This is a genomic window from Yaniella sp. (genome assembly GCF_030453185.1).
GTDB lineage: Bacteria > Actinomycetota > Actinomycetes > Actinomycetales > Micrococcaceae > Yaniella.
On record NZ_JAKDKW010000056.1, the window covers coordinates 1 to 16,162 of the forward strand.

General features: G+C 56.4%; 15 protein-coding genes, 1 pseudogene and 2 riboswitches. Of the genes and pseudogenes, 10 read left to right on the forward strand and 6 right to left on the reverse strand.

All coding sequences use genetic code 11. From position 1 onward, the window contains the following. Positions 1 to 1,733, reverse strand: a 1,733-nt coding sequence (locus tag L0H14_RS08710; RefSeq protein WP_301421675.1) for an acetoacetate--CoA ligase, incomplete at its 3' end; no start/stop codon positions are given. Between the two features lie 130 nt (positions 1,734 to 1,863). On the opposite strand from L0H14_RS08710, the gene L0H14_RS08715 reads away from it, so the two are divergent. Beyond that, complete coding sequence (locus L0H14_RS08715; RefSeq protein WP_301419895.1) at positions 1,864 to 2,817, forward strand: NADP-dependent oxidoreductase; 954 nt, start codon at positions 1,864 to 1,866, stop codon at positions 2,815 to 2,817. A 548-nt stretch (positions 2,818 to 3,365) separates the two neighbouring features. After that, the gene (locus L0H14_RS08720; RefSeq protein WP_301421676.1) at positions 3,366 to 4,682 is read left to right on the forward strand and encodes a hypothetical protein; all 1,317 of its coding nucleotides are present in this window, start codon (positions 3,366 to 3,368) and stop codon (positions 4,680 to 4,682) included. Between the two features lie 51 nt (positions 4,683 to 4,733). On the opposite strand, the gene L0H14_RS08725 is transcribed toward L0H14_RS08720, so the two are convergent. Next, on the reverse strand, positions 4,734 to 5,492 hold the full coding sequence (locus L0H14_RS08725; RefSeq protein WP_301421677.1) for a TIGR02206 family membrane protein: 759 nt from the start codon (positions 5,490 to 5,492) through the stop codon (positions 4,734 to 4,736). Positions 5,493 to 5,586: 94 nt separating this feature from the next. Continuing rightward, positions 5,587 to 5,698: riboswitch (TPP riboswitch) on the forward strand. 36 nt (positions 5,699 to 5,734) lie between these two features. Here L0H14_RS08725 and L0H14_RS08730 point away from each other — a divergent pair. From L0H14_RS08730 to L0H14_RS08745, 4 genes are read left to right on the forward strand one after another with little or no spacing between them, the layout of a single operon-like run. After that, positions 5,735 to 6,379 carry a YkoF family thiamine/hydroxymethylpyrimidine-binding protein gene (locus L0H14_RS08730; protein ID WP_301419528.1) on the forward strand — a complete coding sequence of 215 codons (645 nt, stop codon included), beginning with the start codon at positions 5,735 to 5,737 and terminating at the stop codon, positions 6,377 to 6,379. After that, positions 6,376 to 6,996 (forward strand): ECF transporter S component, encoded by a 621-nt coding sequence (locus L0H14_RS08735; RefSeq protein WP_301419529.1) that lies wholly within the window; start codon positions 6,376 to 6,378, stop codon positions 6,994 to 6,996. Before L0H14_RS08730 ends, L0H14_RS08735 begins: the two co-directional genes overlap by 4 nt. Continuing rightward, positions 6,993 to 8,402, forward strand: a complete 1,410-nt coding sequence (locus L0H14_RS08740; RefSeq protein WP_301419530.1) for an ABC transporter ATP-binding protein — start codon at positions 6,993 to 6,995, stop codon at positions 8,400 to 8,402. The genes L0H14_RS08735 and L0H14_RS08740 overlap by 4 nt, the downstream gene beginning before the upstream one ends. Then, a complete protein-coding gene (locus L0H14_RS08745) occupies positions 8,399 to 9,145 on the forward strand; it encodes an energy-coupling factor transporter transmembrane protein EcfT (protein WP_301419531.1) in 747 nt (248 codons plus the stop codon). The genes L0H14_RS08740 and L0H14_RS08745 overlap by 4 nt, the downstream gene beginning before the upstream one ends. A gap of 14 nt (positions 9,146 to 9,159) precedes the next feature. Here L0H14_RS08745 and L0H14_RS08750 read toward each other — a convergent pair whose 3' ends face one another. Further along, positions 9,160 to 9,570 carry a hypothetical protein gene (locus L0H14_RS08750; RefSeq protein WP_301421678.1) on the reverse strand — a complete coding sequence of 137 codons (411 nt, stop codon included), beginning with the start codon at positions 9,568 to 9,570 and terminating at the stop codon, positions 9,160 to 9,162. Between the two features lie 246 nt (positions 9,571 to 9,816). Here L0H14_RS08750 and L0H14_RS08755 point away from each other — a divergent pair, with 246 nt between their 5' ends. Then, complete coding sequence (locus L0H14_RS08755) at positions 9,817 to 10,458, forward strand: phosphatase PAP2 family protein (protein WP_301419534.1); 642 nt, start codon at positions 9,817 to 9,819, stop codon at positions 10,456 to 10,458. On the opposite strand, the gene L0H14_RS08760 is transcribed toward L0H14_RS08755, so the two are convergent. Together L0H14_RS08760 and L0H14_RS08765 are read right to left on the reverse strand one after the other, a co-directional pair. After that, entirely contained in the window at positions 10,455 to 11,294 is an 840-nt protein-coding gene (locus L0H14_RS08760; RefSeq protein WP_301419535.1) for an oxidoreductase, read from the reverse strand. The two genes, L0H14_RS08755 and L0H14_RS08760, sit on opposite strands and share 4 nt — an antisense overlap. Before the next feature lie 13 nt (positions 11,295 to 11,307). Further along, positions 11,308 to 12,558 (reverse strand): alpha-hydroxy acid oxidase, encoded by a 1,251-nt coding sequence (locus L0H14_RS08765; protein WP_301419537.1) that lies wholly within the window; start codon positions 12,556 to 12,558, stop codon positions 11,308 to 11,310. Between the two features lie 152 nt (positions 12,559 to 12,710). On the opposite strand from L0H14_RS08765, the gene L0H14_RS08770 reads away from it, so the two are divergent. Continuing rightward, a complete protein-coding gene (locus L0H14_RS08770; protein ID WP_301421679.1) occupies positions 12,711 to 13,655 on the forward strand; it encodes an aldo/keto reductase in 945 nt (314 codons plus the stop codon). Between the two features lie 69 nt (positions 13,656 to 13,724). On the opposite strand, the gene L0H14_RS08775 is transcribed toward L0H14_RS08770, so the two are convergent. Continuing rightward, positions 13,725 to 14,030 carry a hypothetical protein gene (locus L0H14_RS08775; RefSeq protein ID WP_301419963.1) on the reverse strand — a complete coding sequence of 102 codons (306 nt, stop codon included), beginning with the start codon at positions 14,028 to 14,030 and terminating at the stop codon, positions 13,725 to 13,727. A gap of 254 nt (positions 14,031 to 14,284) precedes the next feature. Continuing rightward, positions 14,285 to 14,412: riboswitch (SAM riboswitch) on the forward strand. Positions 14,413 to 14,495: 83 nt separating this feature from the next. On the opposite strand from L0H14_RS08775, the gene L0H14_RS08780 reads away from it, so the two are divergent. After that, positions 14,496 to 15,881: an LLM class flavin-dependent oxidoreductase gene (locus L0H14_RS08780; protein WP_301419965.1), complete on the forward strand. Its 1,386-nt coding sequence runs from the start codon at positions 14,496 to 14,498 to the stop codon at positions 15,879 to 15,881. A gap of 21 nt (positions 15,882 to 15,902) precedes the next feature. Further along, positions 15,903 to 16,162, forward strand: a pseudogene (locus L0H14_RS08785) (hypothetical protein); the annotation flags it as partial.

Genomic DNA, 16,162 nt, shown 5'->3' on the forward strand with positions numbered 1-16,162 from the left:
TCTGCCAGTTGGACGAACAGCGGCATCCAGTAACCGCCGTCGGGGCGTTCGACACCGATGACCGTGGACTCAGTGATTTCCGAGATCGACCCCAGCGCAGCATAGATTTCTGCAGTGCCCAAACGCACGCCCTGGCGGTTGATGGTGGCGTCGGAGCGGCCTTTGACAATAAAACTGCCGCGGTCGGTTTGGATGACCCAGTCGCCCTGTGCCCAGATCCCGCTCGGGTGTTCTTGAGAGGCAGGGAAGCGTGAAAAGTAGGTTTCTTGGTATCGCCGATTGTCTCGGTCATTCCAGAGATAGATGGGCATCGACGGCATGGGTTGGGTAATGACGAGTTCGCCGACTTCATTGAAGACTTCGGCTCCGTCGTCATTAAACGATCGGGCATCTACGCCCAATAGCGGACTCTGAATTTCACCCAGGTGGATGGGCTCCAGCGGATTGGTCCCGATGAAGCCCGAACAGATATCGGTGCCGCCGGAGTCTGACCCTAGTCGGACATCTGGATGCACATGTTCGTGGACCCAGCGCCACGTAGATTCGGGAAGCGGGGCAGCGGTTGAGAGAATCGATTTCAATCCGGTGAGATCCCACCGTTCGGCGGGGGATAGCCCGGAGCGCTCGACCATGGTGAGGTACGGGGCGCCGACGGCAAAACGCGTGGTGCTCGTTTTGGCGATGATCTCAAAATGTCGATCCGCCGCGTTCACCTTCGGTGAGCCGCCATAGACGACTACGGAGGCCCCACAGGTGAGCGCCTGGATCAAGGTGTTCCACACCATCCACGACGTATTGGCACCAACGTAATAGCGGTCGTGAATGGAAAGATCTTGATTGAGCGCTTTGCCCTTCAGCGATTCCAACAGCATGCCGCCGTGGCCATGCACGATGCCCTTTGGGTCACCAGTGGTCCCGGAAGAAAAGAGGATCCACAACGGGTGGTCGAAGCCCACGGCCACGTACTCGACATTCCCATCAAGTGGGGCGGCGCGGAAGTCGGATAGTTCAAGATGATGCCCGACCCCGGGAAGCCCGTCCGCCAGTTCGCTATTGAACTCCGCGAGATCATGTCGTCGCCCGTTGAACGTATATCCGGCGGTAGTGATCAGTACTTTGGGCTCCAACTGACGCAGGCGAGACAGTGTTGCGGTGGGCGTTAGATCCGGTGAACTGATCGTCCAAACGGCGCCTATGGTGGCGGTTGCCAGCATGCCGATAATAGCCTCCGCGATGTTCGGCAGGACTGCGGCCACCCGTTCGCCGGGTTTCACCCCGAGCTCGTGCAGCTGTTCGGCCAGCCCGTGCACGCGTGTGCGCAGCTGATTCCAGGACATGGACTCGATGGTGTTGTCCTCATCGATGGTCAACACCGCAGCCTCGTTCTGACCCACGGTGTCACGTGTACGCTCGAGAATATTTTCGGCGTAGTTCAACTGTGCATTGGGGTACCAGCGGGCTTGGGGCATAGTTGCATCGACGAGTGCGGCAGTTTCGAATCCGATCCCGATGACGTCGAAGTACGCACGCACGGCATCCCAAAAGTCTGATAGCTGGGTGATCGACCACTTGTGGATTCGACGGTACAGGTCGCCCGATACACCGTCGTCGGTGGTGAGGGTTCCCAGATCCACGTTGCGGTGTTCGGCGACCCAGGTGGCAAACCGAAAGAGTTCGGTATCTTGCGGGTTCTTGGGACGCCAGGTTTCAGCTGGAGTCTTCGACTGCATCATCACTGATCCTTCTTCGAGTGTTGGACTCATCACATTACCGCCCCGCGTGCCAAACCTGCAGCTTTGGCAGCGGCCAGACTTTGCGAATTTTCTCAGGAATATCTGAACCAGTTGCCCTGCTGTGGTGAATATGAAAGCTATTGCATTTGATGCCCCCGGTGGTCCAGAAGTTCTCCAAATTCACGAACTCCCACCTCCAACACCCGCTCCAGGCGAAGTCTTGATTCGTGTTCAGGCCGCTGCCGTGAGCCCTACCGATACCATGCGCCGTGCAGGCGCTCGCACAAGCGATAAACCCGGCCCGTTTGTTCCCGGTATGGATGCGGCCGGTGTTATAGAGGCCATCAACGAAGACACCGAGACCGGCCTGCAGGTCGGCGATGAAGTGATGGCCTTTATTGTCCCCAACGGTTCACACGGTGCCTATGCGGAACGCATCGCCGTCTGTGCCGAATCAGTAGTGCGAACCCCCAGGGGCACTTCGTTGACTGAAGCATCAACGTTGCCCATGAACGGTCTGACTGCGCGACTGGCGCTGGACACCCTCAACTTGCCCAAAGGTTCGGTTCTTGCCGTAACCGGGGCAGCCGGAACCCTGGGTGGCTACGTCATCCAGCTTGCCAAAGCCGAAGGCCTCACGGTGGTGGCTGATGCTGCCCAAGATGACGAAGCGCTCGTCAAAAGCGCCGGTGCAGATCTCGTGCTGCCGCGCGGTGAACACTACGCCGACAAGATTCGGTCGGAGTATCCCGACGGGGTGGACGGTATTGTCGACGCCGCAGTGCAAGTCGACCAGATCGTGCCAGCAGCCAAAGATCACGCCAGCGTCATCACCATTCGTGGTGCTCAGGGTGAGCGTGAGCGAGGTGTCACGCTTCGTTCCATCTGGGTGACGGACTACGACCGGCAACAGGCCAAGCTTGATGCGCTGCGCCACCAGGTTGAAGACGGCGTTCTGACCTTGCGCGTCGCAGAGGTACTTCCCAAGGAAAACGCTGCCGAGGCGCACCGCCGCATGGAAGCAGGCGGGGTTCGCGGGCGGTTAGTCCTTGAATTCGGAGACCTCCCGCAGGCCTCAAGGTGAGGGCGTCTAGTGTTTTCACAGACGATTCATGCCCATTCTTGAGCCGAAATAAAGCTCACGATCAGGACTGTTTCTTAGACTAATAAGTATCTCTTCAAGGTGTGAGTGATGAGAGTGCGAGACCCTGGGTTCCAGTCCCAGGGTCTCGTTTTTCTGTCAGGTCAATCGCTGCCCAGGTTTCTGAACATCACAGTTAGGTCTCATTTTTAGAGGGCCTTAAACTGCCAGAATAAGCGCTTTGGAAGGCATGTTGGTGCCGCAGCATCGGGATATCCCCATGTCATGCGCGAACTCCTGCTAAAAACTGTTTCCGGATTTAGTTGCATGGTCCTGGCGATCTTTATCTGAAGGTGACTTAAGCGCCGAAACTGTAATCTTAAAGTGATTTGTCCCATTTTGTCGCTGGTACATTCGATGTTGTCACTGCTTGAGATCACCGAAGAGCTTCTCGAAAGACAACAGTGGCCCTGCGGTTGGTTCATGTCAAAGTGTGCCGATCTTCTTTAAACGAAAAAGCGGAAACGCGAAACGAAATTATGGAGAAAGTCATGAAAAAAGGCATTCGCACCACTCTGACTGCGACAGCTTCGGCATCTTTACTAGCGTTGACAGGCTGTGCCGGCCTCCTGGGCCCAAACGTGGAAGACGCACCTGCCCTGTCAGAAATTGATGATCTGATGTGGCAGACAATGGAGGAATCGGGTTCGGTGACAATTGTTGCTGACATGGAAGATTTTGCTGAGACTGAGCCCCAAAGTGCCGCAATGTTTGAACAAATGTTCGGCGACGAGGGCACCGAAATGAAGTTTTATGGGGAACTCGATGGTTCGGCCACCGCTATGAGCATCGGCGATAATGATCTGATGCGCGTGTTCGGCGATGACGAAGCGTATCTTTCCGCTGATGCCATCTTCAACATGTTTGAAGGCCAGAATATGGGGCTCACCGCCCAAGAAGAGGAAGAGCTCGACAAGATCACCGAAGAATTCTCGGGCACCTGGATGGACTACAGCAGTGAGCTTCAGGCGGGCTCCGAGGAAGACAGCTTCGACGTCGGTTCCTTATTTACCCAACTTCAGGATAGCTGGGAGGACGGCGAATCGTCTGAAAGCAGCCCGATTGAACGTGACCAAATTTCTGATGAGGGAACACACGAGGTACGTGGCGACACCGACGTCTGGGTCTACACCGGAAACGAAGAGGGCCAGGAACTCGTGCTCGAAGCAAACCATGAGGCCCCGAAAATTCTTGAAATCTCCGACGATGAGGTCTCGATGGCTTTCACCGCATGGGGAGAAACTGAAGCACCACAGCGCCCGGAGGAGTCTCAGATAACCACCCAGGAAGACATGGAACAGCAAATGGCGGAATCCATGACGGGCGGTAGTTCTCCAATGGGCAACTCAGAAAGTAGCTTTGGATCCACCACCCCGAGCACTCCCTCTCCAAGCACGCCGTCTCCAAGTACTCCGAGCAGTTCCGGTTCAACTTCTGAGTCAAGCTCGGGTTCAAACCGCGTCAATGTTCCAGGCGCCGGCACCGTGGACTGTACCGGGCCAATCCCGGGTGACGAAGGATTCACTGACCCGAACGGTAACTACACTGACGAACAGATTCAGGCCTTCCAGGACGCTTGTGACCGTACCCCCAACAGCGACTCGAATAGTTCCGGCGGCGGATCAACAGCAGGTACCGTGGATGTGCCTGGTCTCGGGTCATTCGACTGCAGTGGCGAAGTTCCAGGTGACCCAGGAGTCTCCACCCTCGATGATCCATACACCTACGGCGATCTCATGAAAATCTATGACGCCTGTGACCGCCCAGGTGATCCAACGTCAGCCATCGAAAACGAAGAAGCTCGATAAAACTCAATAACTTCGTCCCACTGAAGCCCCGGAGTCTTGAACTCCGGGGCTTCAGTCATGCCACGGAGAATGCACCGAATATTTTCGGTGCACCATACCTATTGTGCCGACCACAGCGACGTTGCTGCGACTGCGGTGGGCTTCCCACGGCCACGTCATGAGGGCCCAAACAACCGCGATGATGACGGCTTCCCACAGCATATAAATCGGCCACGGACCAAGTACATCCAACACCGAGGGGCCGGCGGGTGCATTGCTCAAATATCCATAGTTGGTGCCGATGAGTATGTTGACGCTGAGCACGGTACCGGCCCAGAGCAGGGTTGCCGCGTAGGCGAAGCCATATCCTCTCCAGGTCGGGCGGTAGCCGAGACCCCACACGAAGATAATCGGCACAAGGCAGGCTGTGATGTGAAGAAACCAGTACATCAAGAACTCGAGTACCGGGTAATCGAAATAGTTGAGATCCGGGGTAACGATGGACTGCAGATTGAGTGTTAAACCCCAAAAATATGAGATTGCGATGGCGGTAATGAAGCGTACGGCGTCAGAGAGATGGAGAGGTAGCGACTGGTCGAGGTTCCAATTGCCAGGCAAGAAGCCCCACAGTGTCCAGAACACCGTTGCAGTCAGCATGATCCATCCGAAGATGCGTAGTCCACGCTGCTCGTAGCGGGTTCCGCTGATGCGCCGAGCTACAGATACGGCAAGCACCGCCAAGATAACGGTGACGATAAGCACGCTGATGTGCTCGTGGCCGTACGGAGTCATGCGAGCAATCGGTTCAACAGAGCTGCGCACGGTATGCATTCTACTCGGCCCTTGCAGCGGCAGGTAGCCGCGATGCCCGAGGATTGCGTCATATTGACGTCAGGGGAGGGACACGGACTATGGTGGGTGAGACACAAAGACCCCGGGGTGCACTGAAACTGGTGCTGAGAGTGCGGAGATGCCGCAGACCCGAAATTCACCTGATCCAGATCATACTGGCGTAGGGAGAGGTCCGAAGCTTTCATGATGTTGAGAGCCCGGTGGTCGGAAGGGAGACCACCGTGAGTGGTCTAACACTATCGCCCGAACAAATCGGGATCGGGATGCGCATCAGCATCCACCCACACAGTGATGATTATGAGCGCATCATTCTCGAAGCGCTCGAGACAACCAGCGACCAGCTGGACCTGACCGGTTTAGAAATTACGACTGGTGAAGTATCTACCTATGTTGGCGTGAAGACCGGGGCCGCCGCCCAACAATTAGCTGACTACGCCACAACGCTGATCGCCTCGGCCTCGCGTGCCTCAAACCGTCAGCATCTCACGAGCCACCTGTTGTTTTCTCGGGGGTGTCCAGGTGAGGCGACGTGCGAGCTCCTCCCCGGCGAGATACCCGTAGAACAGACCGTGACGCTGGAGAAAACTGGGTTAGAAGCCGCTGCAGCATGGTCGTTATACCCGCTGGCCGATGACGGCAGCGCCCACATGGACCCCATCTATGCGGCTATTGGCCAGGCTAAAGCCTCGGGAATCACCGTCACCAGCGAACACTATGCCACCATCCTGCGCGGTGACCTGGCCGATGTGCTCACCGTCGTCCTGAATGCTTGGACGAAAGTCGGGGAAGACGTGCCCCACGTGGTATCCCACCTTGCAGTCTCGCTCGATTCCCCATCGGCACAGCGTCAGGGTGATGCTGCATGACCGGGACATTCGAACAGACAACGCCGAAATATCGGAACCCGTTTGACAGTCCGTGGCGGTGGCAGCTCAAAGACCTCGTGCTCGTGGTCGTGTTAGGCGTGGTGTTTGGCTTCGTCTATTGGGCTCTAGTGCAAGCGTCGAACGGGTTGGCCATTGTGATGGGTCCGGCCGGGGATCTTGCCCACCACTTTCTGCATGGCGGCTGGCTATTAGTTGCACCCTTGGCGGTAGCCATCACACGCAAAGCAGGATCCGGGATTCTGGCCGAAATGCTCGCTGCCGCCATTGAATTTGTTTTTCTTGGCTCGCCGGCCGGCCCCACCCTCCTCATCACGGGCTTGCTGCAAGGGCTGGGGTCAGAACTGCCATTTGCGATCGGCCGGTATAAACGGTTCGGCATCTCTCGCTATGCGGTCAGTGGCTTTCTGGGGGCGTTCTTAATCTTCTGGTTCTCGGCCATCAGATCCGGGTGGTTCGGACAAGACATTCTGTTGCTGCGTCTGGTCATTCACTGTAGCTCGGGCATCATCCTGGGCGGGATTCTCGCCTATTTCCTGGTTCGTGCTGTTCAAGCCACTGGCGTCGTCGATAACTATGCCATCGGAAGGTATCAATGACCGAGCCACTGATTCAACTGCGCGGGTTCACAGCAGTGGATCAGCGCAGCGGCCGGGTGCTGCTGGAAGATATCAACCTGACCGTGTACCCGGGGGAGCAAGTTTTACTGCTCGGCGCCTCGGGCGCCGGAAAATCCAGCTTGCTCGATGCCATCCGCGGGGTCATCCCACATTCGGTACCCTTAGATATCTCGGGGGAGTGCCTCGTGGCTGGCACACCGGTGCTATATAACACCGTGGCAGAGCTCAGCGCAGTTGTTGGTAATGTCCCGCAAGATCCTCACGCCAGCATCACGTTACCGCTGGTCGAAGACGAAATCGCCCTGACCTTAGAGAATCATGGCGTTGAACCGTCTCAGATCGGCCCACGCGTGAACGAACTGCTCGAGTCAGTGGGTGCCGAACATCTCTTACAGCAACGCACGCAAACCTTGTCTGGAGGTTGGGTACAACGAGTGGCCACCGTCGCGGCGCTCGCGGCCAACCCTCGGGTGGTTCTTGCCGATGAGCCGACCTCCATGCTCGACGGGGCAGGCGTGGCTTCAGTCATGCAAGTCCTGACTGAACTTGTCGGGAGCAGTGGTGCCTTGATCTTGGTGGAACATCGTCTGGACGAACTGGCAGATGGACCAGGACTACCCGACCGGACCGTGGTCATAGATCAGGGCAAAATCCGAGCCGATGGTCCCACACAACAGGTGTTGGCCGAACACGCCGAACAGCTGGAAGCCAGCGGTGTGTGGACCCCTGGGCTACAACTTTCCCAATTTAAGCAACGCACGGTGGCTGAAGCTGAACCGTTGTTGAGCGCTCGCGGCCTGAGCGTCCGGCCGGCTCCCACTGCCCAGCAGATTCTTGCCGATGTTGAGTGGGACATTCACGCCGGCGAGCGTATCGCAGTCATGGGCGCCAACGGTACTGGAAAGACCACGTTGCTGCTGGCATTGGCCGGGCTCATCGATGTTGAAGGCAGCGTTACCGGCAAGCAGCCGGTGATGGTGTTTCAAAACCCTGAACATCAATTTCTTACCCATTCAGTCTACGACGAACTGCGCTTTGGCTTGGTTCCCAATGACACAACCGAGGCATCGGTGCAGGAACTCAGCGCGGCATTTGGGCTGGACCATTTAGCGAAGTTGAATCCGTTTCGATTGTCTGGTGGAGAAAAGCGCCGACTCTCGGTGGCCGCCGGATTGCTTGCGGCAAAACACGGCAGTGCAGCCACCGTACTGCTCGCCGACGAACCTACTTTCGGGCTCGACCGTGCAGCAACCACAACCATGCTGAAGGTGCTTGCAGACTATGCCGATACTGGAGGCGCGGTGGCCATCATTACTCATGATCAACGGATCACTGAGGCATGGGCGACTCGTCGCCTCATCGTGGCGGAAGGAGCACTGGTATGACCCCGCTGACTATCCAACACCCTTCGACAATGGTTGAACCAGGCGCTCTGACTCGGTGGAATCCGTCAATCAAATTGATGAGCTTGTTCGTTTTATCGGTCTCCCTACTCTTTGTGTGGGAACCTGTGCGGCCCGCTGTACTGTGGGCCGTTTTGCTGATCGTTGCGTTGACCGTGGGCAAGGTTCCACCAAAGTGGCTGGTTATGGCACATATCCCATTCATCGCCTTCGGCTTTGGACTGTTCTTGGTCAACGTGCTCACGAGGTCCGAAGACGGTGTGTGGATTGGTGCCGCATTGGCCGGAAGAACCCTGGCGATAGGGGTGGCTTCAATATTGTTTCTGACTTCGACGGCTCCTGTGGAGCTCATGCGCTCTCTGAACCAGAATCTGAAGCTCCCGGCATCCATAACGTTCGCGGTCCTGGCTGGCTACCAACTTCTGCTCGGGCTACCACGAGAATGGCAAACCATTCGGGCAGCACAACTCATGCGCACCGGAGGCGTTGAGCGCTCGCGCAACGGGAAACCAAAACTCACGTTCAAAGAGGCCGGGCGACTTGTGTTCACCGTGTTGATCGTGACACTGCGGCGCTCAGAACGGATCGCAACCTCCCTGGAATCTCGCGGTTTCGGATTGAAACCCCGAACTGTGTACCGCCCTATTCGTCTGCGTGTAACTGATGTGACCCTTGGTGTGGCGGTCAGCGCACTGTCGATTGCCTACTGCTGGCCATGGATGTAGCCCATCGGGTGCATCTAGAGCTCACCGCAGATTCGTTCATAGGTCAGGTTTGCCGACTTCACACGTTCCAGACCCACCTGATCGACTACTTCAGCGATGACCTGGTCAGGTCCGAGCAACATGTTGTCGTAGTAGACATCCAGCACGGTCCAATAAAGTTCCGACAGCACATCGGCCGCTTCGGCCAGTTCGGGGTCCCGGGCGTTATCTCGGATGTCGTCGAACCCTGCGGCGATGGCTTCGGCAGTTTCGAAGCGCTTGTCTAGGTTGGGTGATGGGTGGTTCTCGTATTCTTCAAGATCTACTCGCAGAGCGTCGAAGCGTAGACAACTTTGGGCAGTCGAATCACTCGGGCCGCAGGCTGTTATAAACAGCATGGCACAGACGATCGGTAAAACGCCGATACGGAGATGCTTACGAAACACTGGGATACCTCAGCAGTGGCAGAATGGTGGCTGGAGTATCCCAGCGTAGAAGCAGCTGGTAGATACCGGTTGCTGTGGTGGCTCAAATGTGGATAACCCGATTTCTGGTGGTTGAAGTCTTACTCCTCACACATTGCGCTGAGAGCTAGTACAAAGTCGGTGGTTGTCTTGTCGCACAGTTAGAGTAAATACGATAGGGTCTCGCCGACTGGCGAGCCGTGACTCGTGTGAATGTGTGAGGACACTTTGGGCAAGACAAGACAGATCGTAGGGCCGGTGTTGATCTGGCTGCTCGTAGCAGCGGTCATCGGCGCACTCATCGAGGTTCCGCCGTGGAGTGCCGACCTCTATGAAACCATGACCCATGAGTCGTTGGGTGACACCGGTTATATCAGCTCCTTGGTAGTGATGCTCACACTCATCATTATCTACCTGGGGATGGCCCTGCGAACCTGGCTGGTCAAGGACAATATCCCATTTGTCCGCTTAGTCTTCGGCGCTGTGGCAACGACCGTGGTCTACGTCGTCAATCTTTTACTGAAAGACGGCTATGGAAAAGTCCGACCGTGCAATGTGTACGAAACGATTGATAACTGTCCGCCGATTGACAACTTTTCGTACCCCTCCAACCACACGGTGATAGCTTTTGGTTTAGCCATGGGGTTAGCGTTCGCCCTGCCGTGGATGGCTTACCTTGCGTTCCCACTGGCCATCATTGAAGGCGTGTCCCGCGTTCTAGCTGGCCACCACTACCCGCATGACGTTGTGGTTGGTGCCGTTCTGGGAACACTTGGAGTACTGGGCATCTTGCTGATGTTTGTCAAGGTCCAAGACAGCATGGCAACGAAGCTCTCGGCATCCCGCAGTACAGCACCGAGCAGGCGCTAAACCTCGGTTTGGTTGAAATCCGTGCTGAGACTCACTGACTCCCAATCCATGAGATCGTCTAGCTGTTGATTGAGATCCACTTCAGCTAGCTTCAACGCTTCGCGTCCGAGTATCAACCGCATCGGTGGTTGTTCGGATTCTGCCAGCGTCATAATCGCACGGGCGGCTTGTGCTGGATCGCCTGCCTGACGACCGTCGATAGTGTCATATTCCTTGCGACGCTTGCCCGCGGTCGCTGCGTACACCTCGAGCGGTTCGGTGGACTGCTGGAGCGAACGTCCAGCAAAATCGGTACGGAAACCACCGGGCTGAACAATGGCGACTCGAATACCCAGCGGCTCAACTTCTTGCCGTAGCGCTTCGGACGTCGACTCCAATGCTGCCTTGGTCGCTGCATAAAACCCGGACCCGGGAGCAGTACGTTGACCGGCAATTGACGAGATATTGATGATCATGCCACTGCCGCGGTGACGCATACCCGGTAGGACGGCGTTGATCAGGTTCACCGCGCCGTAGTAGTTGGTCTCGAACAGCTGTTTGATCGCATCCGTCTCGCCTTCTTCCACTGCCGAACGGTACCCGTAGCCAACATTATTTACGAGCACATCGATACCACCGAATTGCTCCTGGGCGGCATCTACAACCGTGTGAATTTGGTCAGCAAACCGGACGTCAAGCGGTAACGCCAGCGCAGTCGCCGGATATGCTTCGGCAAGATCGGTCAGGGTGTCGGTTTCCCGTGCGGTAATAATCGCGCTGTGGCCGGATTGCAGAACGTGTTCGGCCAACGCTCGGCCGAGACCGGTTGAGCAGCCCGTGACCAGCCATGTTGCCATAATGCAAACCTCCTTAGTGTTTGGTTGCGTGCGCGGTGTTTCGAGGCGCAAGTCGAGCAAACTGTGTGACGTGGTCTGGACTGAGCTCAGCGACGCTACTTGCACCGAGTAAGCCCATGGTGCGGCGGATCTCAGATCCCATGATCTCAATCATCTTGTCCACACCGGCACGCCCACCGGCCATCAACCCGTATAACCAGGCACGCCCGACCAACACGAAGTCTGCCCCGAGAGCCTGCGCTGCAACGACATCCGCGCCGTTCATCACACCGGTGTCAACCATGATCGTGGTGTGGCCACCAACCTCACGGACCACATCCGGTAACAGGTGGAAGGGGATCGGTGCCCGGTCGAGCTGGCGGCCGCCGTGGTTGGACAGCACAATACCGTCGACACCGGCATCAACCATGCGCTGAGCATCGGCTAAGGTTTGGATGCCTTTGACCACAATATTGCCCGGCCACATCTCACGAATGATTTTCAGATCTTCGGCCGAGATCGTCGGATCGAAGGTTTGGCCAATCAAATCTGAGACCGTTCCGCCGGTATTCGTCAGCGACGCGAATTCCAGCTGAGGTGTGGTCAGGAAATTGAACCACCAGGACGCCCGCGGGATCGCGTCGATAATCGTCTTGGCGGTCAACTGCGGCGGGATAGAAAACCCGTTGCGAGTATCGCGCATCCGGTTGCCAGCAATCGGTGTATCGACCGTAAAGTACAACGTGTCGAAACCGGCGGCAGCAGCGCGTTCGACCAGGCTGTAAGACTTCTCGCGGTCGGCCATTACGTAGAGCTGGAACCAGTTGCGACCCGACGGGTTCACGGATTTCACTTCTTCAATGGACACCGTGCCCAGCGTCGACAAGCTAAACGGGATACCAGCGGCACCGGCAGCACCTGCCCCGGCAATTTCACCTTCGGTCTGCATCATCCGGGCGAAACCGGTGGGCGCTAAACCAAAGGGAAGGGCACTTGAGCCGCCGAGGATCTCAACGGAAGTATCAATTTCAGTGGCTGGCCGCAGAATATCTGGGCGGAACTCAATGTCCTCAAACGCTTGGCGTGCGCGAGCAAGCGAGATCTCAAATTCTGCCGCACCGTCGGTATAGTCGAACGGTCCCTTCGGTGTACGACGCTTGGCGATATCCCGCAGGTCATACACGGTCAATGCTTTATCCAGCTGGCGCTTAACCGGATCAAGTTCGGGCTTTTTGAACTGCATCAGCTCACGCAGTTCACTCAGCTTCGGCAGTTGTCGTTTCATGGCCATTCCCTTTGACTCCTTTGCTAGCTGACGGTCATTTCAGCTTAGGTTCGGTCCACCGGTTTTGGAAACTGGTGAAGCCCATCACCGACGCGAAATCTTTTTCCAGTTAGCCTGGAACAGACACAAGCTTTGTGACGAAAGGAAGTTTCATGGCCGATACACAACTGATCAATCCAGAATTACCCCTGGCACTTGGTGGCAACTCGTTCGGGTGGACCTCCAACGAAGATGAGTCGTTTGCAGTTCTCGACGCATTTCTCGAGGCCGGCGGGGCCCACGTAGATACTGCCGACAGCTACTCGACCTGGGCACCCGGTAATAGCGGTGGCGAATCCGAAACCGTACTGGGCAAATACCTGCAGTCGCGCCGCAACCGCGACAAGCTCTTTCTTGCGACCAAGGTCGGTGGCTGGGACAAATACCCGGGCCTGTCCGAAGACAACGTGCGCGCAGCTATCGACAGCTCGCTGGAACGGCTCCAAACAGACCGGGTCGATCTCTACTACGCCCACCACGATGACGAAACCCAGTCTGCTCAGCAACTGGCACGGACCTTCCACGGCCTGGTCGAAGACGGCAAAGCCCGCCACATTGGGATATCGAACCTGAGCCCACAGCGCCAGATCGCCTGGATCGCCGCGGCAAAAGAAGAAAACCTCACCATTCCGGTAGCTATCCAACCGAACTACTCACTGGCACACCGCAGCGACGTAGAAGGCGCAAATGGCTATGGCGCCGTTGCTGAACAAAACAACCTGGCGGTCTTCCCATACTTCTCCCTGGCAGCAGGACTGCTGACCGGCAAATACCGGAAACTCGAAGACTTTGAAGGCGTCGACCGCGAAGGACAGCTGTCGCAGTTTGCCAACGAGACCGGCCTGAACCTCGTGAAGGCACTGGTCAGCGTCTCAGACGACGTCGGAGCTGTCCCGGCATCGGTATCCCTTGCCTGGCTCCTAGCTAAGGGTGTCACCGCGCCGATCGCATCGGCACGTGTACCCGAACAGCTCGAAGCACTAGTTGCCGCTCCGAATGTTGAACTCTCCGCCGAGCACATCGCTCAACTCGATAAGGCATCGGAAGCCTACCTCTAAAACACTCTGACAAAGCTTTGGGGCCTGGATGATTTCCAGGCCCCAAAGCTTTGTGCAAAAACTCTTCGATTATTGTGGGAACTCGTCGCCGGTTTCTCTGTCCTCGAGCTCGTCTTCATCAACGATCTGTTCTTCTTCGAGTGCCCAGTCATCGTCTTCCAACGGCTCCGGATCGTGATCGACGATTGTGTTGCGTCCGGTGGATGCGCTCAGCACAGTTTCATCATCATGGAGCGGATCCTCGGCTTCCAACGATTCCGGATCATCGGATGAACCTTCGGTTGGCGGCTGACTATCGCGGCCGTCCTCGGGCATCTCGAGATCCGGCTCGTCAAAATCACCGAGAAATTCTGGATCAAGATCGTCTTGGGTCATGTCACTACCCCTTTCGTGCATTGGCAGCTAACAAAGGCTAGGACTCGCTACTGTACGCCGAACATAACGCAGATGGAACAGCCGCGGTCACCGCACAAAATCTCATAGTCTGTGAATGATGGAAAACCAAAAATTGTTTTCCGACTCGTCACTCAACAGCTTGCGACCGTACTTCTGAAAGAAAAAGTAGCTATGTGACGTGGTATGTCGGGATGGTTGTAAATCCGTCATCCTCGTCCTAAGGTAGTCCTCAGAATCACGAGATCCGGTGTGAAGCCCTGGCTGGCCGGACAGCAACCCTCTGACCTTCTATGGACCATAGTGGGGTGCTCCAGGTGATGATTCGGCCCGGCAGCGCGACCGCCCCGGGCAAGTATGGCCCATCTGAAGATGCTGGAAAGATCAGTTCCAGTCTGTTCTTCGACCACATCTCGGTGGCCTGTTCAAGACAAGGACACCTGACTCATGTCGCAGAACACCCCACTTACACCGTTACACTTCAACGCGTTCGTTATGAACACCACCAGCCACATTCACCACGGTCAGTGGCGTCGCCCAGACGCTGAACAAACCGAATTTGCTGATGTGAATACGTGGGTTGAGCTGGCAAAACTGCTGGAAGACGCAAAATTTGATGCAATGTTCTTCGCCGATGTGGTGGGGCACTACGGTGACGCCGACGCTGATTATTCGGTGTACGTCAATGAAGGCCTCCAGATCCCATCGAACGACCCGACCGTTTTACTGGGTGCCCTGGCTGTTGTCACCAAAAATATTGGCCTGGCGACAACATCGAATATTTTCCAGTCGCATCCATACCAATTCGCCCGACAGATTTCGACTCTCGACCACATATCGAACGGTCGGATTGCTTGGAATATTGTGACGGGCACACAAGACAATGGCTCGAGAAACTTTGGGATTCCCCGTTTGACCGAACATGCCGAGCGGTACCGCTGGGCCGAAGAATACGTCGACGTCACATATAAGCTGTGGGAAGGCTCATGGGATGACGGTGCGGTGAGCAAAGATCGTGCCAACTCCCAGTATTCTGACCCCGCCAAAGTGCATAAAATCTATCACGAGGGCGAGCGCTATTCTGTCGAGGGTCCACACCTCCCGTCGCCATCGCCACAGCGTTCCCCGGTCATCTTTCAAGCAGGTTCTTCGGAATCGGGGCGTGAATTCGCGGCACGTAATGCCGAAGCCGTTTTCATTATTGCTGGATCACCTGAGCTGGCGCAGCTGCAGATCGAAGACACCCGTAAACGTGCCGTGGCCCATGGACGAGCACCAGAAGATATCAAATTCTTCCAAGGTCTCAGCTTCGTCATCGGTGACAGCGAAGAAGAAGCCCAACGCAAGCTTGCCAAATACGAAGAAAACGCCTCTGTCGAAGGTTATCTCGCACATATGGCGCTCGTTGATCCGGATGGTCGCGTTTATCCGGCGGATACACCCTTAAAAGACCTGAAAACCAATACACAGCGCGGTTTCTCCGAGTGGGTATCGAAGGCTATTACGGATCGTGAACCAGTCATTGCTGATATCGCTTGGCAAAGTCACCGCAATAACCGGATTGTTGGGACACCAGAACAGATCGCCGATGAATTGGTCCGCTGGCAAGAAGCCGGTGTGGACGGGATCAACGTTATCAACTGGGTGATCCCCGGTTCCTTCCAAGAGTTCGCAGACAAGGTGCTACCGGTTTTGCGGGAACGCGGTTTGGCCCAGACAGACTATGCCCCAGGCACGCTGCGTCAGAAACTCTTCGGCCGCGACCAATTAGCCGATACCCACCCTGCAGCACGCTACCGGGGCGCGTTCGCCGCACAGCCGGCAAGAGTCTAACGAACCGCGAAGGACCATTACATGATCACGTCTTCTTACCCAATCGCGTCCAAAAACCGGGGTCGGCGGGTCGTTCTGGCCAGTCTAGCCAGTGCAACTCTTGCCCTCACCGGCTGCACGGCAGTCACCGATCCTGCCTTACAACAAACCGACACTGCTGCGCTGACCGGACATGAGGCTTCCCGGGCCGGCGGCACTCTTGAATACGGCCACCTGCAGGAACCAAACTGCATTTTTGGTGGATGGATTCAAGAAAACTTCACCGCCCGCCAGGTGCTGGA